The following is a 22,741-nucleotide window of genomic DNA, read 5'->3' as shown; positions in this document are numbered from 1 at the left end:
CAAAAGATCTAGGAATTGAGCCAGGTGGCGAGCATCACCGGGTCCGTCGCGGGCTCGTCGAGCGCCCGAAATGCCGCGGCGACGACCTCCGGCCGGTCCCGCAGGGCGGTCCGGCCGCACACCAGCGCGAGACCGGACCAGGCGGCGTCGTCGCCGGCATCGGACTGTACGGCCTCCGCGTACGCCCGCCGGGCCGCGGCCTCGTCCCCGCGCACGTACGCAAGATCCCCCGCCGTGGGGCCGGGCCCGCCATCCAGCAGCGGATCGGGAACCGGGCCGGTGTGGTGGTCCACCCTCGGGTCCGGATCGAGGGCCGGGTGGTCCGCCCTCGGTACTGGATCGGGGGCCGGGTGGTCCGCCCTCGGTACTGGAAAGCGGGCGGCGCCGGTGTGGTGGTCCGCGCCGGGCACCGGGTCGGTGCTGTCCTCCGCGACCGGCAGCGGATCGTGGGCGGTGCGGCTGACCGCGTCGGTGGGGGAGGCGTCGCGGCACCACCGATGGGCCAGGTCGAGGCGGGCGCTGCTCTCCAGGGCGCGCCCGGAGGCGGGGTGGAGGGTGGTGGCGGCCGTTACCGCCTGCGGGGGCAGTCCGCGGCGCCAGGCGTCGGCGAGGGCGGCGGCCGCTGCGGGCTCGACCGCGAGGTTGCGCAGGCGCCAGCGCACGCGGTGGTCGGTGTTCGCCCCGGCGGCCAGCCGCGCGACGTCCGCGGGCACCGGCTCGGCCAGCCACGGGGTCACCTCGGCCCGCAGCGCGGTCACGAACCGGGTGCCGGCCGTGGTGAGCCCGCCCGAGGCCAGCAGGTGGTCGGCGGCGTCCACGACGGCCGACCGCCAGCGGGCGAACTCGAAGCGCGCCAGCCGCCCGGGCTCGTCGCGCCAGAACCGGGTGACCGCGAGGTAGGCGTACGCGCCGTGCAGGAGTCCGGAGGCCGGGCGGGGATCGTCGCGCCACGGCGAGTAGCCGGGGGCGTCCGGGCCGGTGTGCAGCTCGAACAGGTAGCGCACGGCGTTCAGGATGCTGTGCTGGACCTCGTGCACCAGCCCCACCGCGAGGGCGGCCGGGTCGGCCGGCGCGGACATGGCCACGGCCCCGTACGCGTGCGCGGACGTCGCGCTGATTCCCCGGGCGGCGGGGTCCGGTTCGACCGGCACGATGCAGTCGAGGACCTCGGCGACGATCTCGGCGGCGGCGCGGTGCCGGGTGACGAGCAGCCGCCAGGCGTGGCGGAGGCAGTCGTGCCAGTGCGCGGCGTCGTCGCCGGTCAGGGGCGTGGCCGGGGTGAGCCCGAGCAGGGAGCGAGCCGGATCGGTGTCCTCCAGCCGGACGGTCAGGGTCAGTCCGTCGTGGGTGACGCGCGGGACCCGGTCGGACGGTGCGGCGCCCGTCGCGGTCGGGCGGTCGGGCCGGAACGGGACCCCATCCGGCGCTTCATGATCTCGTTCGCCGCCGACCGCCGGGCGATCCGGCCGGGCTCGGGCGGCGGGGATCGGATGCCGGGCCTGAGCGGCCAGCGCGCGGAGACCCGCCGCCCCGGCCTCGGCCGCGCCGAGGTGGGCCACCCCGGGGTGGGTCGCTCCGGCGTGTGTCGCCTCGGTGTCGGCCACCCTGGCGTGCGTCACTCCAGCGTGGGTTGCCCGAGAGCCCGCGCGGAGCCGGGTCAGGCAGTCGGCGGCCCACAGGCCGACCAGCGGGCGCGCCAGAATGCGCCGGACCCGGATGGGGTCGGCGCGTTCGGCCGCGGCAAGTTCCCGGTACGCGGCCGCGGCGCCGGGATCGGCGGCCGCGATCGCACGCAGGAGCAGCAGGTGCCGGCTGAACTGGGCGCGGCGCAGCTGGGCGAGGGTCGCCGCGTCCGGGCGGCCGGCACCGAGGGCGGCGAGCGCGGCGTCGCTGAGGGTGTGCGGGGCGAACTGAGCCCGCCGCGTTTCTCCGTCAGCCGGGTGTGGTGACCGCGTCTGACCCGAGTCCGGCATGCGAACGGTCAGAGCGCGGAGTTGAAGCCGGCGATCGGGTCACCGGGGCGGTCGAGGTCGGCGGCGAGCCGCTGCAGGCAGTGGGCGAGAGCGGAGTCCGCTCGGTCGGGCGGTACGGCCTCGGCGAGGTCGGTGAGCGACAACCCGGACACGTCGATCATGACGGAGTGCCACTCGACGTCCGCGTGCTCGCCCGTGCTGCCACGATCCACGTACACCTGCTCTCTCGTTGTCGTCCCCGCGGCCGGTGTCGGCTTCCCGACGTCGACCGGCAACGATCGATGTGCCGCCGCTAGGTTACGGCGTCGTCGGGTCAGGTGACCCCCGGGCGGGGCCCGGGGCGGCGGGGCTGGCTAGGGTTTGCGTCGCCGTGATCTCATAGAACGCGAACACCTCGAAAGTCGGCAACGGAGGACAAACCGTGCTGAGTCCACATCTCGAATCCCCAGCGGACGACGTCCGCTCGTGGGGCGAGTCCGGCACCGCCGGGACACCCACCGCCGTGGCGGACCGGGTCACGGCGCTGGCCGACCAGGTCGCGACGCTGACCGCGTCGGCCGTGGGTCACGACGGCGCGATCCGGGTGACCGTCGCCGGCTCCGGGGCGGTCACTGCACTGGAACTCGACGACCGCGTGCAGCTTCTGCCCGGCGCGGACCTGGCCGCACAGATCATGGCCACGATCCAGCGCGCCCAGGCCGCGCTGGTGGAGCGGGTCGCGGAGGCGGTGGCGCAGACCGTCGGCGCCGACACGGAGACCGGCCGGGCGGTGCTGGCGAGCTTCGCCCGGCGCTTCGCCGGGTCGCCGGAGACGCCGCCCGGTGAGTCCGACGGGGCCTCGCGGGTGCCGGTGATGCCCGCGCCGCGGCCCTTCCCGACCTTCCGCAACCGTCCCTCGCTGCCGCACCAGGTGCCGGGCGTGGGCTTCGAGAGTGGGCGGGACAGCCGTGCCCGCTGACGACACCCCGCTGCGCCCCGGCGCCGCGGACAACCCGCCGCTGCCCCGTCGGGGCCCGGCCCCGCCGGTGGAACGGATGGACAACGCCGAGCTGGCCCGCCTGGTTGAGGCGGAGCACCCGTACCGGGGCAAGGCGCTGTTCGAGCTGTGCGACCGCGTCCCGCGCGACGACGACGCGGCGACCAAGGTGGCGATGCTGAGCCGGCTCACGTCGCTGCGGCAGGCGCGGCTGTTCGACCGGGTGTCGCTCGCCTGGTCGGCGATCATCGCGTTGCTGGCGGCGGAGACGCAGCACGCGCGGTCGGCGGCGTACGAGGCGTTCGGTGCGCTGGACCCGCAGGAGCAGCGTGACATGCTCGACTACCTCGAGGTGTCCACCATCGAGGAGGCCCACCCGCGCATCGCCTGACCGGGCTCAGGTGACGACCTTGACGTCTTTCCAGAATGCGACCCGGTCGCGTACGGCCTTGGCGTCAGGTTTGGGATCCGGGTAGAACCACACCGCGTCGGGGGTGACGTGCTCGCCCGACTCGAGTGTGTAGTACGACGCCTTGCCCTTCCACGGGCAGACGGTATGGGTGTCGGAGGGCCGCAGCACGTCCTCCCGCAGCGAGGAGCGCGGGAAGTAGCAATTGCCTTCGACAACCACGGTGTCGTCGCTCTCGGCGATGATCTCGTCGTTCCAGATGGCCTTCGGCATACCCCCGAACGTAGCGCGGAAGCTGGCCGTCGTCCGATATGCGGGTTTTATTCGCCTCTCGTGGGTGAAATGTGGTGAGTCGTCCGCGCAGTGGCCGGCGGACGTACGAGGATCTAGAGTCGATCCGCGCCGACACCCCCGACGAGAGCGGCCCCCGATGACCCGCCAGTGCACCCTGCCGAGCACCCGCGAACAGGCCCAGCACGCCCTGATCCTGCTCGGCGCGCCCACCCCGCCCCGGCTGGTCGTCGAGGTGCATGCCGCCCTGTTCGACTCCGACCTGTCCGTCCCGGAGCTGGCTCGCCTGCTGCGCGAGGAGGAGCGTGAGCACGCGGAGGGCGGGCGGCGGCCGTACCGTGTCTGCCCCGGACTGGATGCCGACCTGGCCGCGGTGAACGGCCTGGTCACGCTCTCCACCTGGCCCGTCGCCCACCGTCTCGCGCTACCGGCGGCCGCGCGCGCCGACGGCCTGACCCGGGTGGTCCGGGTGGCCGAGTTCGTGGCCGCGGCGCCGCGCCCGGCGCCCGGCGCCACCCTCCTGCTGCGCCGCCTCGCCGACACCGTGCCCGGCGGCGCCGAGGCGCACGACGTGCTGGACCCGGCGGCGCTGGCCGCGGCCGCCCGCGCCGCCCTCGCGGACCGCCGGCTGGCCGCGGCCGTCGCCGCCGAGCAGCCGGTACGGGACGCCGCCGCCGCCCGCGCCGCCGCCCTCGACGAACAACAACGCCTGTTCGGCGTCGCTCCCCGGCCCCGGTGGCGCGGGTGAGCCCCGTACCGGATCGCTCTCACGTCCGGGGAGCGCGCGGATGAACCCCGACCCGGTCGAGGTCCTGGACCGGCTGCGCGGCGCCGGGCCGGCCAAGCGGCACAACGCCCGCACCATTGCCGCGCTGACCGGGAACCCCGGCTGCGGCCGCCGCGCCGTGCTGGACGCCGCGGGCGTCGACAAGCCCCGCCTGGCCGACCGGGTGGGCTTTCCGGGCACCTTCGGGCAGTCCCGGTTCGCGCTGGCCCGGGGCAACAGCTTCGAGGCGATGCTCAAGGCCGACGGCTGTGCGCTGCTGCGCTCGGTGCTGGCCGACGTCCTCGGCCCCGGCGCTACCTCCGCCGGATACGACGATCTCGGCGACGATACCGACGACACGCTGGCCGCCCGGCACGCGCGTACCCGTGGGCTGCTGGCCGCCCCCGGCGGGCCCGCCCTTGTGGATCATCCGCTGCTCACCCTCGACGTGGCCGGTCGTGCCGTCTTCCTGGAGCCCGACCTGATCGCCTTCCAGACGGCGGGCCGCTACCACGTCGTGGAGATCAAGTCTTTCGCCATCGTGGACGGCCAGGCGGACAGCGCGAAGGTGTCGGCCGCCGCCGTCCAGGCCGCCGTGTACGTGCTGGCGCTGCGCCGCCTGCTGGCCGAGCTGGGCCACGACGAGCAGCTGGTCGCCCACGACGTGGTGCTGGTGTGCCCCGAGGACTTCTCGCTGCGCCCGACCGCCGTGGTGCTCGACGTCCGCAAACAACTGGGCAGCCTGCGCCGGCAGCTCGCCCGGCTCGCCTCGGTCACCGACCTCGCCGCGGCCCTGCCGGATCACGTGAGCTTCGACCCGGCCCTGCCGCCCGCCGACCTGATTGCCGCCCTGCACGCGGTCGAGGCCAGGTACGCCCCGGAATGTCTGTCCACCTGCGAGCTGGCGGCGTTCTGCCGGCACGAGTCCGCGGGGCGCACGGCCGCGCTGGGACGCCCGGTCCGCGACGCGCTCGGCGGCGTCGAGACGGTCGCCGAGGTGCTCGCGTTCGCCGCCGGAGCCCCCGCGACGGACCCCGACCAGGCCGAGGCGGTCGCCCTGCTGCAGACAGCGGCACGCCTGCGCGCCGAGGCTCTCGCGCAGGCGGATCCCGCGTGAGCACGCTGTCCGCGCTGGCCCGCGCCGAGGCGTACGCGGCGGGCCGGGCGGTGCCGCTGGCCACGGTGCGTCACCTGCACGTCCACGAACGCCCGCTGGTGCTGATCCCGGTGGCCCTGGCCGGAGAGGCGAACGCGCCGCTGGCCGCGATGCTGGGCACCGACCGCGCCGCACCGCGCCTCCTGGTGGTCGGCCAGCCGCGCAACCGCGACCAGCGGTTCGCGTTCGCCGCCGAGCTGGGCCGCGCGCTGACCGCGTACGTGGAGCCGTGCACCGGGGTGGCCGAGCCGGTGCCGGTGGACCGGGGTCGCGACGTGCGGTACCGGTACCTCGACGCGCCGCAACTGTGGGTGCCCAACCCCGGTGGCGTGGACTTCCTGCGGCTGTTCGGCCGCTCCACCCGTTTCCGGCGAATCGACGGTGAGTACCCCGTACCGGCGGAGGTGCCGCTGCTGGGTCGCTGGCTCACCTTCTTCGCCAACAGCGCGGAGGTGCCGGGGTCGGCGTTGCTGCTCACCGCGGTGGAGGCGCTGGGCCTGCACTGGGCCACCGGGCAGAGCGGCACCGAGGACGCCCACCTGGGCGCGCAGCTCGCCTGGATCGACCCGCCCGCCGGGTACACCGGCCCGGACGCGGCGCGGCTGGCCGAGGATCCGGCGGTGTCCCCGCCCGCGGGCCCGGCCACCGACCCGGACTTCGACAACCGGGTCCTGGCGCCGCTGCTGGGCCTGCCCGACGTGCCGGTCGACGAGCTGACCGCCGTGCTGCGCGGGGTGCTCGCCCCGACCTGGCATCTGATGTGGCGCACCCTGGACCTGCTGCGCGCCCTGCCGCCAGGCGCCCACGTGGCCGCCCGGTGGGACGGCGACCGGGACGCGTTCTCCGCGTTCGCGCAGCACCTGGCGGACGGGGGCCCGCCCCAGCCGCGGCGCGACGGCGCAGTGGCCGCCGCCGCCCGGCTGCACCGCCTCGAACAGGCCGCCACCCGGTACGCGGTCCAGCGCGCGTTCGACGATCCACTGGTGATGGCCGAACACCGGCTGACGGGTGCCGCGTTCACGGGAGAGGTGACGCTCGCCCAGCCGGACCGGGTCGACGACACCGGACGGCGGCCGGTGCTGCGTCCGCGGATCATGGTCGCCACCCCCGAGCCGGTCCGGGTTGCTCCGGGGGCGAGCCTGACCTGCCCCGCCCGGCCCGCGCAGAAGGCGGTCGTGGTCTCCGCGACCCCGGCCGCGGCGGGCACGGACGTGGTCCTGGAACTGTCCGGCGGGATGGGGCGGCGGCTGGTCGCCGAGCCCGGCAGCGTGCCGGTGGTGGGGGAGCGGGTGCTGTACACGACGCTCAGCGAGGCGTACCGGCCGCCCGGCGCCTTCCCGGATCCCGCCGACACCCCGTGGACCCACGGCGGCCCCCCGGTCCCGGAGGACGTGGGCTGAGCGGCGGCCCACGTCAGCGGCGGCCCGTGCCCGGGTCGGCGGGCTGGCGGCGGCCGGCGGTGAGCCCGGAGTGGATGGTGCGGCGGATCTCCACCCGGTCCAGCCCCGCGTGCCGGGCGGCCACGGTCAGCTCGCGGGCGACCGTACCGGCGTCGAGCAGGCCCGCGCCGACCAGGCGGCCGAGCGCGAACGCGGCCCGGTTCAGCGTGTCGTTGCGGGTGCCGACCGGGGCGCGGGCCACCCGGCCGCTCTCGGCGTCGAGGGCGGCGGCCGCGTACCGGTCGGGGTGGGTGACCTCGCCGCGCGGCCGGGACAGCGGCGGCGGACCGGCGATCAGGGCCCGCAACACCGCGGGCCCGGTGGGCAGGGCGGCGCCGGGACGGGACTCCCACAGGTACGGCCGCCCGCGCGCATGCCTCGACGGCGGGGCCAGCACGTACCCGCCGACGCCGCGCCAGTCCACACCGGGCAGCAGGCGTACGCGATTGCCGTACCCGGTGGGTGCGAACCACAGATGCCAGCCGCCGCCGCCCGTGCGGACCCGGGGCCCGGCGGGGATCGCGTCGCCGAGCAGGTGCCGCAGGCCGTGCCAGCCCACCACGGAGTCCACGTCGGCCACGTCCATGATCACGCCGGTGCGCAGCCCGACGTTCGCGTCGGGCCAGCGCGACCACCACAGTGCGATGCGCCGCGGGTCGAGGGTGGCGTCGGTCAGCCCGCGCCGCAGACGTGGGTGCTTGCCCGGCCGGTCGCAGGACTCGCGCGCGCACGAGCAGGTGCCGTCGGCCGCAGGGGTGTGCACCGGCAGGACGGGGATGCCGTGCCGGGCGTACGCGAGGGCGGCGTCGAGCAGCATTAGTACAAACGTACGACAGATTCCCGGGAGGGGGTACGTGCCAGGGTGTGCAGGACGTGTGCGATGTGGTGCGACGTGCTCCACCCGATCCAGCTGGCGGAGCTGCCCGCGCCGCGGGCCGTCCGGGCGCGCTGGGCGATCTGGGCGTCGCCCCAGGAGAACCGGGCGCCCTGCGCGGGCCAGTGCGGGGACCGTACGAGGGTGCGGCACAGGTCGTAGCAGCGGTCGTCGCTGCGCCCGCCGCGCCGCGCCCAGCGGTAGATCCACCACGCCTGGTCGGTGGTGTACCGCAGGGTCGGCAACTGCCGGTGATGCTGTACGCCGAGCCGTCGCACCGGAGAGGTCACCCCGTAGTCGGCGTACCCGACGCCCGGTTCCGCCAGACGGGCCCAGACGCGCGCGTCCAGCCGGTGCACCGCGACCGGCCGGTCGGCGGGCAGGTCGTCCAGATTGGGCGGCATCGCGCCCGCGGCGACCGTGATCGAGCGCCACGGCCGGCCGTGCGCCCAGCGCAGGACGTGCCGGGCCTGCTCGACGAACCGTTCGGCGTCGGCCGCGCAGGCGGTCTCGGCCAGGTCGACGATCAGGTCCACGCACTCGTGATCCAGCCCGGCGCCGCACAGCAGACGGTCGGTGGTCGCGGTGGCCGCGGCCGGGTTGGTCGCCTCGACGTGTGGTTGCAGGCGCAGCACGGCGCGGTGCAGGCGGACCCGGGCGGCGAGCCCGTTCTCGCTCAGCCGACGGTCGCTGTCGTACGCCCGCAGCACGGGCAGCATGGCCACGCCGAGATCGTCGAGACGCAGCGCCAGCTCCACGGGTGACGGCATGAACGGGTCGAGGTCGACCGCGAGCGCGCCGGTGCGCGGCGGCAGTTGCTTGACCAGGCGGGGCAGGTCCTCGCCCCGCAGTTCGACGATCGGGGTGACGTGCTTGGCGGACTCGGTGTCCAAGTGGTGCAACGCCGTGAACTCGCCCCGGCGCGGTCGCAGGATCGGCCGGTAGATCCCGTCCACCGTCACACCCGGCGACGTGAATACCATCATTCACCTAGCGTAGCGAAATATGTCCGTAGAGTTACATAGCGAATTCAGCATGAATTGCGTGTCGGGATCATGTCGGCAGAGTGTTGCTACGGTGCTGCGATGCCGGTCCACGCTCCTGCGCAGACGCCCGCGGCCGAGGCCGCCCGCGTCGTCGCGGATGTGCTCCACGACCTCGCCGCCACCGGGCATCGCGGTGTCGTGGTCGACTCGCCGCCGGGCGCCGGCAAGAGCACCCTCGTCGTCCGCGCCGCCGCCGAGCTGGCGGGGGCGAGCGCCCCGCTGATGATCGTGGCGCAGACCAACGAGCAGGTGGACGACCTCATCGCCCGCCTCGGCGTGGCCGCACCCGAGGTGCGCGTCGGCCGCCTCTCCGCCGTCGACTACACCCCGACGGAACGGGTACGCGACCACCCCGCCTGCCGGGTCGGCGCGAAGGTCGCCGACCTCGACGCCCCGGCGATCACCATCGGCACCGCCGCCAAATGGGCGACCGTCACCGACGGCACCTGGGCGTGGGCGATCGTCGACGAGGCGTACCAGATGCGCTCCGACGCCCTGCTGCGCGTCGCCCCGCGCTTCGCGCGCGCCCTGTTCGTCGGCGACCCCGGCCAGCTCGACCCGTTCGCCACGGTCGAGGTGGACCGCTGGACCGGCCTGTCCTGGGATCCCCTGCAGAGTGCCGTCGCCGTGCTGTTGCGGCACAACCCCGACCTGCCCGTACACCGGCTGCCGGTGTCCTGGCGGCTGCCCGCGTCCGCGGCGCCCGTGGTGGCCGAGGCGTTCTACCCGTTCACCGGCTTCCGCTCGGGCACCGGACCCACCGAGCGCACCCTCACCTTCGACAGGCCCGCCGCCACCGCCCTCGACCGGGTCCTCGACACGGCCGCCGCCACCGGCTGGGGGCTGTACGAACTGCCCGCCCGGTTCACCGTACGCACCGACGCCGAGGCGGCCGCGGCGTGCGCCGTGCTGGCCGCCAGCGCGCTGTCCCGCGACGCCGTCACCACCGCCGAGACCGGCACCGCCCCCCTGACCGCCGACCGCATCGCCATCGGCGCCGCGCACCGCGACCAGGTCGCCGCGATCCGCGCCGCGCTGCCACCAGGGGCCGCCGGGGTCACCGTGGACACGGCCAACCGCCTGCAGGGCCGCGAATACGACCTCACCGTGGTGCTGCACCCGCTGTCCGGGCGGCGCGACGCCACCGCCTTCCACCTGGAGTCGGGACGGCTGTGCGTGCTGACCTCACGGCACCGGCACGCCTGCGTGGTGGTGGCCCGGGCCGGGATCCCCGAACTGCTCGACGCCCACCCGCACACCGAACCGGTCCACCTCGGGGTGCCGGTGAAGTTCCCGGACGGCTGGGAGGCCAACCAGGCGATGCTCGCGCACCTCGCATCCGTGACCGTCCCGGCGCCCCCCGGCTGACCCCACAGCCGCGCCGGACCGTACTACCGTGGGCCGGGTTGTCGGCGGACGGAGGCAGCTCATGTTCGATCCCGCGGATCTCGATGCGGCCGAGCGCCGGGTCGACGCCTGGCAGGCCGGCTTCGAGGAACGTGCCGCCCGGGCCCGTGAACTGTCCCGGCGCCTCGCCGACCTGAGCGCCCGTGCCCGCAGCGACGACGGCCTCGTCGAGGTCACCGTGGGCGCGAACGGCATGCTCACCGGCCTCGACCTGCACGAGGACATCCGCCGCCAGTCCGCGGGCCGGACCGCACAGCAGATCCTCGCGACCCTCGCCGCCGCCCAGCAGGCCATGACCAAGCTGGCCACGGAGGCCACCGCGGAGACGATCGGCGCCGACACCGAGACCGGCCGCGCCGTGATCGCCTCGTTCACCGCTCGCGAGCCGGCATGACAGACCAGTTCGGGGTACGGCACACAGAGCTCACCGCGCACGCGGGCCACGTCGAGGCGGTCGCCGACCGGGTCACCACCGCCCAGCAGGCGGGGGCCGCGGTCCGCGCCGGCGCCGACGCGTACGGCAAGCTGTGCGCGATCGTCCCGGTAGCCCTCGGCGTCCTGCAGGACATCCTCGTCGACGGCATCGGCAGCGCCGCCGAGTCCCTGCACGACACCGGCGCCCGGCTGCGCGCGACCGCCGGTGACTACGACGCCAGCGACCAGCGCAGCGCCACGGCCCTGCACCGCGTCCAGGAGCGGATGTGACGGTCAACCCGCTCGTCGCGGCGCGCGTCGACGAACCGAAGAGCGCCTGGGCCGGGATCTGGATCGCCGAGGACATCGAGCTGATCGCCCAGGGCGTCGAGAACCGCAGCTGGGTCGACGGCACCCTCGGCGTCGTCGGCGCGGGCCTGGACGCGCTGGCGCTGGTCTCCGACCCGGTCGGCGCCCTGCTGCAGTACGGCATCTCCTGGCTGATCGAGCACGTGAAACCGCTGTCCGAGGCGCTGGACTGGCTGGCCGGCGACCCGGCGCAGATCGCCGCGCACGCACAGACGTGGCGCAACGTGGCCTCCTCGCTGCGCGCGGAAGCCGACTCCCTCGCCCGGGCTGTGCGGTTCGATCTGGCCGAGTGGCGCGGCGCCGCCTCCGACGCGTACCACGGCTGGGCCGCCCAGCGGGAACAGTCGCTGCAGGCGCTGGCGAGGGCCTCCGACACCATGGCGCTGATCACCGAGGGCGCGGGCCTGATCATCGGTACGGTCCGCATCATGGTCCGCGACGCGGTCGCGACCGTGGTGTCCCGGCTGATCGTGTACGCGGGCGAGCTGATCGCCACGCTGGGGGCGGCCACGCCGGTGGTGGCGGAACAGGTGACGACGCTGTGCGCGTCGTGGGCGGCCAAGATCACGCGGTGGCTCAAGGAGCTGATCTCCAGCATCCGCAACCTGCTCCGCGAGGGCGACAAACTCGGCCGGCTCATCGAGTTGCTCAAGCGCAAGCTGGGCATCGGCGGCAAGGGTGGCGACGGGCTCACCTCCCCGTCGCGGCCACCGAGCCCCGACGGCAAACCGCGCGGCGACCGTACGGACGCGCACCCGACCCGCAAGAAGGATCGTCCGCTGCGTCGGGAGAACGAGTCCGCGGACACCTTGGCCCAGAACGGCTACGACGTCGAGCAGAATCCGCCGCCGAAGCCCAACGGCAAGGAACCCGACTATCGCATCCAAGGTGAGTACTTCGACTGCTACTCGCCGGATTCGGCGAAGCTGGACAACATCCGCGACGCGATCAGCGGCAAGGTCGGTTCCGGTCAGGCGAACAGGATCGTCCTCAACCTGGACGACTGTCCCCGGACGGCCGATGAGATCGCCGACGTCCTGCGCCGTAAACCGATTGCCAACCTGGAACAGATCCTGGTGGTTAAGGATGGCAAGGTTGTGCCGTTCTATCCGTTCGAATGATGAGGTAGCTTCCGGTGTCTCTGTTCTACACGTTCTACGGTGAGGCCGATGTGTCCTCGGAGGACCTACGGTCGAGGATGGCATCGGTACTCGGTGGGTCGATCGGCGCCGACGGCACCATCTTCCGCGACGGAATGAACGTCGCGGCCAATCGAGTCGAGCCGCAGGAAGCGCACGCCACCACTGGCTACTTCGGATTCCAGGACAAGATCACAGCGATCTTTCATTTCTCCAACCGCGCCTCGGCGGAGACAACCGATCACAACACCGTGCTGATGGCGGAGGCGGTGCTGGCGACGCTCGACGCCTTCCCGGGCCGGGGAGTTCTGCTGTTCAACGGCGAACAAGCGATCCTGCAGCGGTTGGGTGACGGCATCGAGTTCGACGCGGAGTGGGAGGACTGGACCGACATTGACGAGGCCCGTCCGATGGTCGCGCGGCACGTCGTGCGCCGGTTGGCTCAGCCGCTGTTGTGAGCGCGGCCGCCGAGGGTTTTCCCTTCTCGTGGATGAAGCCATCATGAGCCTGTTCTTTGATTTCTACGGCGAGGTGGGTCTGTCCACCCCGGAGATTCCGGATGTCATCGCCTCTGCGATTGCCGGTTCCGTGTCGGCAAGCGGCACCATCCATCGCGAGGGAATGGACATCGAAGCCCATGCGGTGGCCGGGGAGGAGGACTCGACGGGCAGGCACTTCGGATTCGACGAGCGCGTGACCGCGGCGTTCACCTTCGGAAACCGCGCCTCGCCGGGGATCAGGGACCACAACACTGTGCTCATGGTCGTTGCAGTCCTGGCTGTGTTCGATCACGCGCCGGGCCGCGGGGTGCTGTTGGCCAACGGCAGCCGCGCCATCGTGCAGCGGCTGGGGAAGAAAATCGAGTTCGACGCCGGGTGGGAAGACTGGACGGAGATCGCGGGGGCTCGGCCCGTCGTCGCTCGGCATGCCGTGCGCACGTTGCCGCAGCCGCTGCTCTGAGCCGTTCTCCCTCCCGTGATCACATCCGCTTCTTCAGAAGGTGCGATCGCGTCCGCTTCCGGTAGCTGGCCGGGCTCCGAGCGGACGAGCCCAGCGTTCGGGCATTGAGGACGTACGTGCAGGTCGCGGTGCGCGGGAGTTTGCGCTCGCGTCACCGTCCCGAAATACGGGCGGACTCTACTGTCGGATAGAGGACTGATCCACCACCAGGCATGCAACTTGCACGAGCGGTTCGCCGTGCGAGTTGCCTGTCTGTGGCGTGCTGACCTGCTGATCTATTGGTGTCGCAAGGGTTTGCAGGTCCTGCCGGGGTTTCATTCACCGATGTTTTTGAGATCCCGACAGAATCCTCTTCCTGTCGATCTCTGATGGTGAAACTCTCAAGCCAGTAGCGCCAGCGACACGGACGGTGGTGGTGCCCTATGCGTCCAGACGTTCTTGTCGGTCCGAGCGAGTGGGTGGTCGAGCAGTTCGGCGACAAGGTCGCCGCCGAGGTCTGGACCCGAGTGCCGGAGGCATTGAGCACCGCGATCGAACGCGAGGTCACTGCCCGCCCCGCCACCGCGCAGGCCGCGGAACGCGTTCTAGCCAACCCCCGTTGGGCGTTGCCGTACGAGGAGCTGGTGCTCTTCCTCGGCACCCTGCCCGGCGCCGAGATCATCAGTGTGCCGAAGTCGGTCTACCAGCTCGTACTGATCAACGGGCACGTCCTCGTGCCCTGGTGCTACGGCCAGTCCGCCCGGATGTCCATGGGTGACGCCGAGGTTGGCCGTTCGTTCGGTCGCCTCGCGCGGGAGTTGCTGCGGCGGTTCGGGCCACCGTGGCGCCGTTCGCAGACCGAGACGCCGCTGCCGCTCGACGCGGTGGACGAGCGCGAGGTCGCGAAGATCTGCGCCGCGATACTCCGGATCGAGCCTCGCCCCGATGTGGTCATCGCCGGTTACGCCGGTGCGCCGAACCTCGGCCTGCTCCGCGCCTGCCTCGGCGAGATCAAGTCGACGGACAACGGCACGCTCAACTGGAGCCACCTCGCCGACCTGCCCCTGCCTCCACCGGTCATCCCGCGGCCACGCCGCATGCATTTCCCCTGATGGCGGGCGCCGCCTCACGAGGTCGGGCGTCCGGGCGGCCCGGCTCCTACCGGAGCCGGGCCGCGATGTCATGACCGAGGCCGGGCTGCCATGTCGGGGCCGACGCGGAAGCGGGCTCGGCCGGGCGGAAGTCCTGGCAGCATGGCGGGAGAGACCGTCAAGGCGGGCAGCGGAGGGAACCCATGGCCGCGTACGTGGTGACCGGCGGCGGGCGCGGCGTGGGGCGCGCCATCGTCGAGCTGCTGGCCGGCGCGGGCGAGACAGTCGTGATGATCGAGTACGACGCCGCCTCGGTCGGGTGGGTAGACGATCACCCGGACGCCAACCGGATCGTCCCCGTGCTCGGCGACGCCGCCGATGAGGAGGTCACCGAGCGGGCCGCGGACATCGCGGACGCCGCAGGTTCGCTGGCCGGCTGGGTCAACAACGCGGCGGTGTTCCGCGACGCCTGGCTGCACGAGGTCTCCGCGGCGCGGCTGATCGAGCTGATCGGCACCAACGTGGACCCGGTCGTGGTCGGCTGCGGCACGGCGGTGCGCCGGTTCCTGCGCCACGGAGGCGGCGCCATCGTGAACGTTTCGTCCCACCAGGCGCAGCGCCCGGTGTCCGGTGCGTTACCGTACGCGACCGCGAAGGCCGCCGTGGAGGGGCTGACCCGCGCTCTCGCCGTCGACTACGGGCCACGGGGCATCCGGGTCAACGCGGTCGCGCTCGGCTCCATCGCGACCGAGCGTTCCGCCGACCACCTGCGCGGGCTCGGCCCGGATGCGGCCGAGCGGTTCGAACTGCAGATCCGCCGCCTGCAACCGCTCGGCCGGATGGGGCGTACGGACGAGGTGGCCCAGGTGGTGGCGTTCCTGCTCTCCGAGGCGGCGGGCTTCGTCAACGGCGCGGTCATCCCGGTCGACGGCGGGCGGGCGGCGCTGGGGCGGGATCCGGAGGAAGCCGACCCGGGAGTCTGATCACCGTGCGCGTCCGGGCGGGGGCGCACCGTGCATCTCGGGCGGGCTTTCGGGCCGGGCGTCGCGGAAGGTTCCACAATAGCCACAGGCAGTGACTATCTGTCATGGAAGTTGTCAGATATGACGCCCCTCCGCCGCTGCGGGCGGTCGGCTGATCGGCTATTTTCACTCTCTGATAAGTGGAGAACGGGCTGGCCATCAATTTGTTGGATGGTCTGCGAAAACATTGTTGACACCGATACCTGTTACAGAAGGCAAGTGACGGGTCGTAATAGTCCAGGGGTCAGCCGAGCCGGGGAGGTGGGGGGCGCATGACGGCAGCCGATGAGCGCGTGCCGCGCCCGCGCGCGCTGCGCGACCGCCTGGCCCGCCGTCCCCGCCCCACCGAGAACGGCGTGGTGGCCGAGCACCCCTCGGCAGCCGACGAGCCGGTCTGGTTCTCGTACACCGTCGCCGACGACGCGATCGTCTGGTCGGACGGCCTGCGCGCCCTGCTCGGCCGCCCACCCACGGGCAACCAGATCAGCCAGCAGGTCCTCGCCCGGTACGTGCACCGCGACGATCACGCCCGAGCGCTCGCCGCGATCACCCGCGCCTGGACCGGCCGTGAGTCCGTCCGCATCACGGTCCGGCTGATGCGTGCCGACGGCGGCTGGTTCGACGTGGACGTCCGCCTCGAACCCACCACCGGACCCGACGGCAACGTCACCGGGGTCCGCGGCACGCTGCGCGACGTCTCCGCGCGCGAGCGGGCCCGGCGTGAGGTGGACCGGCTCAGCCGCCGCGGCGAGACCGTGCTGGCCTCGGTCATCGAACGCGACGCGGCCACCGGCCTGCTCAATCGCGCCCGCTTCGCCGACGAGGTGGACCGGGCGCTGCGCCGGGGCGGCGGCGCGCTGCTCGTGGTCCGCATCCAGCCCGACCGCGGCACGACCGAGCGCACCGAGCGCAGCGAGGGCCACGAGGGCGTGCCCGGCTGGCAGCGCACGACCGAGCGCACCGAGCGCAGCGAGGGCCACGAGGGCGTGCCCGGCGCGAGCCTCGACGGGCCCGCCCAGCACGATCGCGAGGGCATCGCCCCCGAACGCCACACCGAGCTGCTGCACCGCGCGGCACGCGTACTCGAAGGTCTGGTCCGTCCGGACGATCTGCTCGGCCGGGTCGGCCCGCACGAGATCGGGGTGTTGCTGGCCGGGGTGTCCTGGCCGTTGGCCCGGCGTCAGGCGCAGCTGTTCGTCGAGGCGCTGCGCGCCCACCCGTTCGTGCTGCCGGACGCCTGGCTGCGGGCCCGCGCCTGGGCCGGGCTGGTCCGCTTCCAGCCGGGTGCCGAGGCGGGCAGTCACGACCTGCTCATCGACGCCGAGCATGCGTGGCGGCAGGGCCGCGAGACCGACCGGCCGCTCACCCCGGTCCCGCAGCCGGTGCCCGCGCGCGACCGTCAGGGCACCTACCGGGACCGGGTCGCCGACGCGCTGGGCACGGACCGGTTCAGCCTCGTCGCCCAGCCCATCGTCGAGCTGCAGACCAACGCGGTCGCCCGGTACGAACTGCTGCTGCGGGTGCTGGACGAGACCGGCGGGCCGCAGTCGCCGATCCAGGTGCTGGACACCGCGGAACGCCTCGACGCCGTGTACGACATCGACCTGTGGGTGGTCGAGCGGGCGATGCAGCTGGCCGCCGAGCGCAGTGACCTCAACCTGCAGATCAACCTCTCCGGTCGCTCGGTCGGCGACCCGCGGCTCACCGGCGAGGTGGAAAACCTGATCAAACGGTACGAGGTGAACCCGGAGCAGCTCACCTTCGAGATCACCGAGACCGCGCTGATCGGGAATCTCAGCGAGGCCCGGCACTTCGCCGACCGGGTCCGCGACCTGGGTTGCGAGCTGGCGCTGGACGACTTCGGCTCCGGCTACGCCTCGTTCCGCTATCTGCGGCTGCTCCCGATCGACCTGGTGAAGATCGACGGTGAGTACGTCGTCAACCTGGTGCACAACCCGCAGGACCAGGTGCTGGTGCGCGCGCTCGTGCAGGTCTGCCAGGCGTACGGGATCCACACCGTCGCCGAGTTCGTCCAGGACGAGCCGACGCTGCGGATGCTGCGCGAGTTCGGCGTCGACTATGTGCAGGGCTACCTGGTGGGGCGTCCGGAACCCGTCGACGCGCTGCGGCCGCCGCCCCGGGTGAGGCGTTCGAACCGGCGCTGATCTGGGTATGCGGCCCGGCATGGAGCATTTCACGATCGCCACCGTGGCCGAGAAGAGCCCAGACTTCCGCCGGGTGCTGTGGACCGGCAAGCACACACAGCTCGTCGTCATGACGATCCCGCCGGACGGCGAGATCGGTGAGGAGGTCCACGAGGTGGATCAGATCCTCACGTTCGTCAGCGGTGTCGGCGAGGCCAGGGTCGGCGGGCAGAAGCGCAAGGTGGCCCAGGGTGACCTGGTGGTCGTGCCGGCCGGCACGAAGCACAACTTCATCAACGCCGGCCCGAACCCGATGGTCCTGTACACGGTGTACGGCCCGCCCGAGCACGCCGACGGCGCGGTGCACAGGACCAAGGAGGAGGCCGACGCCGCGGAGGAGGCCGGAAAGGACGAGCCGCCCGCGAGCTGAACCCCCGCGGCGCGGCGCTGCCGCCATCCGCACCCGGGTGGCAAGGTGAACGGATGAGCCAGCGAGTCAACGGAGTCATCGCCCGGGCCAAGGGTGCCCCCGTCGAGGTCGCCACGATCGTCGTCCCCGACCCCGGTCCGGGCGAGGCGGTCGTACGGATCCAGGCCTGCGGGGTGTGCCACACCGACCTGCACTACCGCGAGGGCGGCATCAACGACGACTTCCCGTTCCTGCTCGGCCACGAGGCCGCCGGGATCGTCGAGGAGGTGGGCGCCGGGGTCACGGACGTGGCGCCCGGCGACTTCGTCGTCCTGAACTGGCGTGCGGTCTGCGGCGACTGCCGCGCCTGCCGCCGCGGCCGCCCCTGGTACTGCTTCGCCACCCACAACGCCGCCCAGAAGATGACACTGACGGACGGCACCGTGCTGTCCCCGGCGCTGGGCATCGGCGCGTTCGTGGAGAAGACGCTGGTGCATGCCGGGCAGTGCACAAAGGTGGACCCGGCGGCGCGTCCGGCCGCGGTGGGGCTGCTCGGGTGCGGGGTGATGGCCGGTATCGGCGCGGCGATCAACACCGGCGGGGTGACCCGCGGCGACTCCGTCGCCGTGATCGGCTGCGGCGGGGTCGGCGACGGCGCGATCGCGGGCGCGGCACTGGCCGGAGCGACCACGATCATCGCGATCGATACGGACGAGCGGAAGCTGGAGTGGGCCCGTCGCTTCGGCGCCACCCACACGATCGACGCCCGGGCGGGCGACGTGGTCGAGGCGGTGCGGGCGCTCACCGACGGCAAAGGCGCCGACGTCGTGGTCGAGGCGGTCGGCCGGCCCGAGACGTACCGGCAGGGGTTCTACGCCCGCGACCTCGCGGGCACCCTCGTCCTGGTCGGGGTGCCCACCCCGGAGATGACCATCGAGCTGCCCCTGCTGGACGTGTTCGGCCGCGGCGGCGCCCTGAAGTCCAGCTGGTACGGCGACTGCCTGCCCACCCGCGACTTCCCGATGCTCACCGAGCTCTACCGGCAGGGCCGCCTCGACCTCGACGCGTTCGTCAGCGAGGAGATCCGCCTGGATCAGGTGGAGGAGGCGTTCGCCAAGATGCACACCGGTGGGGTGCTGCGGTCCGTGGTGCTGTTCTGATGACCGCGCGCATCGGTCACGGCGTCACCTCCGGCACGTTCTCGCTGGACGGGCAGACGTTCGACGTGGACAACAACGTCTGGGTGGTCGGCGACGACGAGGAGTGCGTGGTGATCGACGCCCCGCACTCCGTGCCGGGCGTGCTGGCGGTGGTCGCCGGGCGGCGGGTGCGGGCCGTCCTGCTCACGCATGCCCACGACGATCACGTACGGGTCGCTCCCGAGCTCGCCGCGGCGACCGGCGCGCCGCTGCTGCTGCACCCGGCCGACGAGGTGCTGTGGCGGCTCGTGCACCCCGGCCTGCCGCTGCCCGGCCCGCTGGCCGACGGGCAGGAGATCGCCGTGGCGGGAACGGTTCTGCGGGTTCTGCACACTCCGGGGCACAGCCCGGGCGCCGTCTGCCTGTACGCCCCGGAGCTGGGCTGCGTCTTCACCGGCGACACCCTGTTCCAGGGCGGGCCCGGCGCGACCGGGCGTTCGTACAGCGACCACGACACGATCCTCGCGTCGATCCGGTCGCGGCTGTTCCCGCTGCCGCCCGAGACCGTGGTGCACACCGGCCACGGGCCGAACACCACGATCGGCGCGGAGCGCACCTGACCGGGCGGGCGAGGCCCGCGGTCACGCGTCCGGGGGTCGGGCGGCGCGCCGTATGCGGGGCCGCCGGCTCCGTTCGTATGGTGGGGTCGCCGATCCGGCCTGCGGGCATTGACATGCGATCGATCGCCGCTAGTACGCTGCGTCGGCCCGGTCCCCCCACGGAGGAGGCAGTGTCGATGCAGCATCTGTCCGCCCGGCGCATCCCGGGCGTGCTGGCGATGGCCGGCGTGCTCGTCGCCACCGTTGCCGGGCCGGCCCGGGCCGGGGGAGTCGTCGCCGGCGACGGGGTCTCTGTCGCCTTCCCCGACATCGACGTGCCCGTGGGTGGCACCGCCATCGACCCGCTGGGACCGAACGTCTGGTCCACGACGGGCAACAAGACGCTGACGCAGACGAAGGTCACCTATGACCTGAAGGGCGTGGCCGGGGTTCGGCTCGCCCCGAACAAGGCCAACGGCGGCGACTGCGTCCAGCCCTCACCGACCCGGATCAGCTGCACCGACGCCAAGCTCTCGTTCGAAGGCGAGACGGTCGAGGCGTACCTGTCCGTACTCGTGAAAGCCGACACCTCTGCCGAGCGCGGCGACACCGGGACGGTGACCATCACGTTCTCCGCCAAGGGCGTCGCGCCGATCACCGGCACCAGCAACGTCCGCGTTGTCCGCGGCGGGGGCGGGCGCCTGCCGACCACCGGCCCCCTGGCCGGGTTGATCGGCGGGCTCGGCCTGTTGCTGGTGGCCGGAGGAGCGGTGGGCGTGCTGGCCGCGCGTCGCCGCCGCGCCCGCTTCCTCGCCTAGCCGGGCGGCGCGGGCTCTTGCTGCGCCAGCGGACCACCGTCGGCGTCACCCCGCGGTGCGGCCCCTGACGTGCAGCCACCGGCGGCTGCGCCGCCCCGGCAGGTACGGCGAGTCCAGCCGCTTGGCCACCACCCCGTCGAGACCCTGCGCCGCCGCGGCCTCGCGCGCGAACTCCCCACCCCCGGGAAAGTACGGCGGGGTCTGCCAGTGCGCCCCGGCCACCGCGAGCCCCTCCAGCAGCTCCCGGCGTTCGGCGTACCCGATCGACCCGGTGGTGGGGTGCCCCTCCAGCCACAGCAGGTCGTACGCGAGGAACTGCACCGGAGTGCGCTCCGCGGCCCGGCGCGCGGCGGCGGAGTCGCGCGGCGCGGTCCGCCGCCCCAGCAGCGCCGCGGACGGCACCGGGCCGTCGAACGCGACGATCTCGCCGTCGAGCACCACCTCGGTGGGCGCCAGCGCGGGTCCCAGCGCGCGCAGCTCCGGATACCACGACGTGACGTCGTCGCCGGTGTCGGAGCTGAGCCGGACCCGGCCACCCGAGACGGCGACGAGTGTGCGGCGCCCGCCCCAGCTCAGCTCGTAGCCCCAGGCCGCGTCGTCGGCGGGCAGGCGGGCGGCCGGGGCGGCCAGCATCGGGGCCGGTGACTCGGGCATCGGCTGCCAGCCCGGCTCCGGCGGGTCCATCCGGCGGACCATCCAGTCGGCGTCCCTGGTCTGGAAGAACACGTACCGGCCGGTGGTGCGCTCGCCGTGGAACGTCACGCCGATCTCGTCGTCGCGCCACTTGTCCGACGTGTACGTGCCGCGGTCGTGGATGAGCATCCGGCCGCCGCCGTACTCGCCGGCCGGGATCTCCCCGGCGAAGTCGAGGTACTCCAGCGGATGATCCTCTGTGTGTTTGGCCAGGTTGTTGTGGGTGGAGTCGCGGGGCAGGCCGCGCGGCACCGCGAATGACACGAGCACGCCGTCGCGTTCCAGCCGCACGTCCCAGTGCAGGCTGCGGGCGTGGTGCTGCTGGATCACGAACCGGCCGCCCGGGCCCGGCCGGGGGCCGTCGGCGGGCACGGGTTCGGGGGTGCGCCGGGGGTCCCGCTTGCGGCGATACTCGTCGAGGCGATCGCTCACCCCCGCATTGTCGGACCCCTGTGCGAGGGTCGCCACATGTACGCGCAGGCTCCGTCCCCGATCCACCCGCTCGTCGTCGCGTGGCGCGCGGTGACCCCGCCGGGCGGCCGCCTGGTCCGCGTGCTGCCCGACGGCTGCCTGGATCTGATCTGGCGCGACGGTGAGGTCTTCGTCGCCGGTCCGGATACGACGGCGCGGCTGCATCCCACGGCCGGCGGCACCCGGTTCGCGGCGCTGCGCTTCGCCGCCGGGACCGGCCCGCCGCTGCTGCGCGTGGCCGCCGACGAGCTGACCGACCGGGCGGTGCCGCTCGCGGAGTTCTGGCCGGTGGCCGAGGTGCGCCGCCTGGCCGGCGCCGACGATCCGCTGGCCGCCCTGGAGGTGGCCGTGCGGCGGCGCTGGCGCGGCCCCGACCCCGCGCTGGTCGCCCTCGCGGCGGGGGCGCGGGCCGGGCGGCCGGTCGCGGCGCTGGCCGAGACGTTTCAGCTGAGCGCCCGCCAGCTGCACCGCCGCTGCCGGGCCGCCTTCGGGTACGGCCCGAAGGCGCTGGGCCGGATCCTGCGCCTGCGCCGGGCGTTGGCGCTGGCCGAGACCGGCCACCCGTTCGCCGAGGTGGCCGCGGTCGCCGGGTACGCCGACCAGGCGCACCTGTGCCGCGACGTGCGGGCGCTGGCGGGCGTGCCGCTCGGTGCCCTGGTCGGTCAGCCGGGCAGCGGGGCGAACAGGTCCACGGTGTTGCCGTCTGGGTCCAGCACGACGGCGTAGCGCTGCCCCCAGAACGCGTCCCACGGCTCCTTGTGTCCGGTGTGCCCGGCCGCCACCAGCGCGGCGTACGTGTCGTCCACCTCGGCCGGTCCGGCGCAGCGGAACGCGAGGCTGATCCGGCCGCTGCCCGCGCCCGGCGCGAAGCCCGGGTCGAAGGAGCGGATCACCTCGTGGGTGTCCCAGGCGATCCGCAGGCCGCCGGCCAGCTGCGCCTCGACGTGCGGTTCGGTGTCGGCGGCGGCCGGGACGTCCAGTCCGAGACGGCGGTAGAAGGCCAGCGAGGCAGCCATGTCGGCCACCACGAGGCCGACGAGGTCGAAGGTCGGTGTCATGCCGCCGACGCTACGGGGGGCGCCCGTACCGGGTCTTGAATGAATCGGACGCTCCTGCTGCTCCACCCGTGCGTGGGTATCGCGTCCCCATGGCGACGG

Annotated in this window: 26 protein-coding genes; 19 read left to right on the top strand and 7 right to left on the bottom strand. The window is 73.5% G+C overall.

Features of this window, described 5'->3' with window-relative positions:
- Positions 1-8: 8 nt before the first annotated feature.
- Positions 9-1,973, bottom strand: a complete 1,965-nt coding sequence (locus ACMCNN_RS24765) for an aKG-HExxH-type peptide beta-hydroxylase (protein WP_412742908.1) — start codon at positions 1,971-1,973, stop codon at positions 9-11.
- An 8-nt stretch (positions 1,974-1,981) separates the two neighbouring features.
- Positions 1,982-2,185 carry an FxSxx-COOH cyclophane-containing RiPP peptide gene (gene fxsA, locus ACMCNN_RS24760; protein ID WP_412742907.1) on the bottom strand — a complete coding sequence of 68 codons (204 nt, stop codon included), beginning with the start codon at positions 2,183-2,185 and terminating at the stop codon, positions 1,982-1,984.
- A gap of 209 nt (positions 2,186-2,394) precedes the next feature.
- Between fxsA and ACMCNN_RS24755 the strand changes: the two genes are divergently transcribed.
- Complete coding sequence (locus ACMCNN_RS24755; RefSeq protein WP_412742906.1) at positions 2,395-2,931, top strand: YbaB/EbfC family nucleoid-associated protein; 537 nt, start codon at positions 2,395-2,397, stop codon at positions 2,929-2,931.
- A complete protein-coding gene (locus ACMCNN_RS24750) occupies positions 2,921-3,340 on the top strand; it encodes a hypothetical protein (protein ID WP_412742905.1) in 420 nt (139 codons plus the stop codon). The genes ACMCNN_RS24755 and ACMCNN_RS24750 overlap by 11 nt, the downstream gene beginning before the upstream one ends.
- Before the next feature lie 6 nt (positions 3,341-3,346).
- Here ACMCNN_RS24750 and ACMCNN_RS24745 read toward each other — a convergent pair whose 3' ends face one another.
- Positions 3,347-3,631 (bottom strand): DUF427 domain-containing protein, encoded by a 285-nt coding sequence (locus ACMCNN_RS24745; RefSeq protein WP_412742904.1) that lies wholly within the window; start codon positions 3,629-3,631, stop codon positions 3,347-3,349.
- 157 nt (positions 3,632-3,788) lie between these two features.
- Here ACMCNN_RS24745 and ACMCNN_RS24740 point away from each other — a divergent pair, with 157 nt between their 5' ends.
- From ACMCNN_RS24740 to ACMCNN_RS24730, 3 genes are read left to right on the top strand one after another with little or no spacing between them, the layout of a single operon-like run.
- Positions 3,789-4,397, top strand: a complete 609-nt coding sequence (locus tag ACMCNN_RS24740; protein ID WP_412742903.1) for a hypothetical protein — start codon at positions 3,789-3,791, stop codon at positions 4,395-4,397.
- A 40-nt stretch (positions 4,398-4,437) separates the two neighbouring features.
- Positions 4,438-5,532: a hypothetical protein gene (locus ACMCNN_RS24735; protein ID WP_412742902.1), complete on the top strand. Its 1,095-nt coding sequence runs from the start codon at positions 4,438-4,440 to the stop codon at positions 5,530-5,532.
- Entirely contained in the window at positions 5,529-6,971 is a 1,443-nt protein-coding gene (locus ACMCNN_RS24730) for a hypothetical protein (protein ID WP_412742901.1), read from the top strand. Before ACMCNN_RS24735 ends, ACMCNN_RS24730 begins: the two co-directional genes overlap by 4 nt.
- A gap of 13 nt (positions 6,972-6,984) precedes the next feature.
- On the opposite strand, the gene ACMCNN_RS24725 is transcribed toward ACMCNN_RS24730, so the two are convergent.
- Both ACMCNN_RS24725 and ACMCNN_RS24720 read right to left on the bottom strand, forming a co-directional pair.
- Positions 6,985-7,827: a bifunctional DNA primase/polymerase gene (locus ACMCNN_RS24725; protein WP_412742900.1), complete on the bottom strand. Its 843-nt coding sequence runs from the start codon at positions 7,825-7,827 to the stop codon at positions 6,985-6,987.
- Entirely contained in the window at positions 7,827-8,870 is a 1,044-nt protein-coding gene (locus ACMCNN_RS24720; RefSeq protein WP_412742899.1) for a beta family protein, read from the bottom strand. Before ACMCNN_RS24720 ends, ACMCNN_RS24725 begins: the two co-directional genes overlap by 1 nt.
- A gap of 99 nt (positions 8,871-8,969) precedes the next feature.
- Here ACMCNN_RS24720 and ACMCNN_RS24715 point away from each other — a divergent pair, with 99 nt between their 5' ends.
- The 13 genes from ACMCNN_RS24715 (at position 8,970) to ACMCNN_RS24655 (ending at position 20,420) form a co-directional block, all read left to right on the top strand.
- Positions 8,970-10,298, top strand: a complete 1,329-nt coding sequence (locus ACMCNN_RS24715; RefSeq protein ID WP_412742898.1) for an AAA family ATPase — start codon at positions 8,970-8,972, stop codon at positions 10,296-10,298.
- 61 nt (positions 10,299-10,359) lie between these two features.
- Positions 10,360-10,731 carry a YbaB/EbfC family nucleoid-associated protein gene (locus tag ACMCNN_RS24710; RefSeq protein ID WP_412742897.1) on the top strand — a complete coding sequence of 124 codons (372 nt, stop codon included), beginning with the start codon at positions 10,360-10,362 and terminating at the stop codon, positions 10,729-10,731.
- Positions 10,728-11,042, top strand: a complete 315-nt coding sequence (locus tag ACMCNN_RS24705; protein WP_412742896.1) for a type VII secretion target — start codon at positions 10,728-10,730, stop codon at positions 11,040-11,042. The genes ACMCNN_RS24710 and ACMCNN_RS24705 overlap by 4 nt, the downstream gene beginning before the upstream one ends.
- On the top strand, positions 11,039-12,241 hold the full coding sequence (locus ACMCNN_RS24700) for a hypothetical protein (protein WP_412742895.1): 1,203 nt from the start codon (positions 11,039-11,041) through the stop codon (positions 12,239-12,241). Before ACMCNN_RS24705 ends, ACMCNN_RS24700 begins: the two co-directional genes overlap by 4 nt.
- Before the next feature lie 14 nt (positions 12,242-12,255).
- Positions 12,256-12,717 carry a SitI3 family protein gene (locus ACMCNN_RS24695; RefSeq protein WP_412742894.1) on the top strand — a complete coding sequence of 154 codons (462 nt, stop codon included), beginning with the start codon at positions 12,256-12,258 and terminating at the stop codon, positions 12,715-12,717.
- 28 nt (positions 12,718-12,745) lie between these two features.
- Positions 12,746-13,219: a SitI3 family protein gene (locus ACMCNN_RS24690; protein ID WP_412742893.1), complete on the top strand. Its 474-nt coding sequence runs from the start codon at positions 12,746-12,748 to the stop codon at positions 13,217-13,219.
- Between the two features lie 422 nt (positions 13,220-13,641).
- On the top strand, positions 13,642-14,310 hold the full coding sequence (locus ACMCNN_RS24685; RefSeq protein WP_412742892.1) for a hypothetical protein: 669 nt from the start codon (positions 13,642-13,644) through the stop codon (positions 14,308-14,310).
- Positions 14,311-14,492: 182 nt separating this feature from the next.
- A complete protein-coding gene (locus tag ACMCNN_RS24680) occupies positions 14,493-15,272 on the top strand; it encodes an SDR family NAD(P)-dependent oxidoreductase (RefSeq protein WP_412742891.1) in 780 nt (259 codons plus the stop codon).
- A 311-nt stretch (positions 15,273-15,583) separates the two neighbouring features.
- The gene (locus ACMCNN_RS24675; protein WP_412742890.1) at positions 15,584-17,476 is read left to right on the top strand and encodes an EAL domain-containing protein; all 1,893 of its coding nucleotides are present in this window, start codon (positions 15,584-15,586) and stop codon (positions 17,474-17,476) included.
- A 19-nt stretch (positions 17,477-17,495) separates the two neighbouring features.
- Positions 17,496-17,885, top strand: coding sequence for a cupin domain-containing protein (locus tag ACMCNN_RS24670; protein ID WP_412742889.1), 390 nt, complete (start codon positions 17,496-17,498; stop codon positions 17,883-17,885).
- Positions 17,886-17,938: 53 nt separating this feature from the next.
- Positions 17,939-19,024: an S-(hydroxymethyl)mycothiol dehydrogenase gene (locus ACMCNN_RS24665; RefSeq protein ID WP_412742888.1), complete on the top strand. Its 1,086-nt coding sequence runs from the start codon at positions 17,939-17,941 to the stop codon at positions 19,022-19,024.
- Positions 19,024-19,623, top strand: coding sequence for an MBL fold metallo-hydrolase (locus ACMCNN_RS24660; RefSeq protein WP_412742887.1), 600 nt, complete (start codon positions 19,024-19,026; stop codon positions 19,621-19,623). The genes ACMCNN_RS24665 and ACMCNN_RS24660 overlap by 1 nt, the downstream gene beginning before the upstream one ends.
- Before the next feature lie 176 nt (positions 19,624-19,799).
- Complete coding sequence (locus tag ACMCNN_RS24655; protein WP_412742886.1) at positions 19,800-20,420, top strand: hypothetical protein; 621 nt, start codon at positions 19,800-19,802, stop codon at positions 20,418-20,420.
- Positions 20,421-20,465: 45 nt separating this feature from the next.
- Here ACMCNN_RS24655 and ACMCNN_RS24650 read toward each other — a convergent pair whose 3' ends face one another.
- Entirely contained in the window at positions 20,466-21,545 is a 1,080-nt protein-coding gene (locus ACMCNN_RS24650) for a DNA polymerase ligase N-terminal domain-containing protein (protein ID WP_412742885.1), read from the bottom strand.
- 36 nt (positions 21,546-21,581) lie between these two features.
- Between ACMCNN_RS24650 and ACMCNN_RS24645 the strand changes: the two genes are divergently transcribed.
- Entirely contained in the window at positions 21,582-22,310 is a 729-nt protein-coding gene (locus ACMCNN_RS24645) for a helix-turn-helix domain-containing protein (RefSeq protein ID WP_412742884.1), read from the top strand.
- On the opposite strand, the gene ACMCNN_RS24640 is transcribed toward ACMCNN_RS24645, so the two are convergent.
- The gene (locus tag ACMCNN_RS24640; protein ID WP_412742883.1) at positions 22,247-22,642 is read right to left on the bottom strand and encodes a VOC family protein; all 396 of its coding nucleotides are present in this window, start codon (positions 22,640-22,642) and stop codon (positions 22,247-22,249) included. The two genes, ACMCNN_RS24645 and ACMCNN_RS24640, sit on opposite strands and share 64 nt — an antisense overlap.
- Positions 22,643-22,741: the final 99 nt, after the last annotated feature.

This window comes from Krasilnikovia sp. MM14-A1004 (assembly GCF_047159485.1).
Lineage (GTDB): Bacteria > Actinomycetota > Actinomycetes > Mycobacteriales > Micromonosporaceae > Actinoplanes.
This window is presented reverse-complemented; position numbering and strand designations above follow the sequence as displayed.

Bases quoted from the DNA above. Each gene is read 5' to 3' on its own strand.
- ACMCNN_RS24765 (WP_412742908.1), bottom strand. From the start codon at position 1,973: ATGCCGGACTCGGGTCAGACGCGGTCACCACACCCGGCTGACGGAGAA.
- ACMCNN_RS24745 (WP_412742904.1), bottom strand. From the start codon at position 3,631: ATGCCGAAGGCCATCTGGAACGACGAGATCATCGCCGAGAGCGACGAC.
- ACMCNN_RS24740 (WP_412742903.1), top strand. From the start codon at position 3,789: ATGACCCGCCAGTGCACCCTGCCGAGCACCCGCGAACAGGCCCAGCAC.
- ACMCNN_RS24735 (WP_412742902.1), top strand. From the start codon at position 4,438: ATGAACCCCGACCCGGTCGAGGTCCTGGACCGGCTGCGCGGCGCCGGG.
- ACMCNN_RS24725 (WP_412742900.1), bottom strand. From the start codon at position 7,827: ATGCTGCTCGACGCCGCCCTCGCGTACGCCCGGCACGGCATCCCCGTC.
- ACMCNN_RS24720 (WP_412742899.1), bottom strand. From the start codon at position 8,870: ATGATGGTATTCACGTCGCCGGGTGTGACGGTGGACGGGATCTACCGG.
- ACMCNN_RS24715 (WP_412742898.1), top strand. From the start codon at position 8,970: ATGCCGGTCCACGCTCCTGCGCAGACGCCCGCGGCCGAGGCCGCCCGC.
- ACMCNN_RS24710 (WP_412742897.1), top strand. From the start codon at position 10,360: ATGTTCGATCCCGCGGATCTCGATGCGGCCGAGCGCCGGGTCGACGCC.
- ACMCNN_RS24705 (WP_412742896.1), top strand. From the start codon at position 10,728: ATGACAGACCAGTTCGGGGTACGGCACACAGAGCTCACCGCGCACGCG.
- ACMCNN_RS24685 (WP_412742892.1), top strand. From the start codon at position 13,642: ATGCGTCCAGACGTTCTTGTCGGTCCGAGCGAGTGGGTGGTCGAGCAG.
- ACMCNN_RS24680 (WP_412742891.1), top strand. From the start codon at position 14,493: ATGGCCGCGTACGTGGTGACCGGCGGCGGGCGCGGCGTGGGGCGCGCC.
- ACMCNN_RS24675 (WP_412742890.1), top strand. From the start codon at position 15,584: ATGACGGCAGCCGATGAGCGCGTGCCGCGCCCGCGCGCGCTGCGCGAC.
- ACMCNN_RS24670 (WP_412742889.1), top strand. From the start codon at position 17,496: ATGGAGCATTTCACGATCGCCACCGTGGCCGAGAAGAGCCCAGACTTC.
- ACMCNN_RS24665 (WP_412742888.1), top strand. From the start codon at position 17,939: ATGAGCCAGCGAGTCAACGGAGTCATCGCCCGGGCCAAGGGTGCCCCC.
- ACMCNN_RS24660 (WP_412742887.1), top strand. From the start codon at position 19,024: ATGACCGCGCGCATCGGTCACGGCGTCACCTCCGGCACGTTCTCGCTG.
- ACMCNN_RS24655 (WP_412742886.1), top strand. From the start codon at position 19,800: ATGCAGCATCTGTCCGCCCGGCGCATCCCGGGCGTGCTGGCGATGGCC.
- ACMCNN_RS24645 (WP_412742884.1), top strand. From the start codon at position 21,582: ATGTACGCGCAGGCTCCGTCCCCGATCCACCCGCTCGTCGTCGCGTGG.
- ACMCNN_RS24640 (WP_412742883.1), bottom strand. From the start codon at position 22,642: ATGACACCGACCTTCGACCTCGTCGGCCTCGTGGTGGCCGACATGGCT.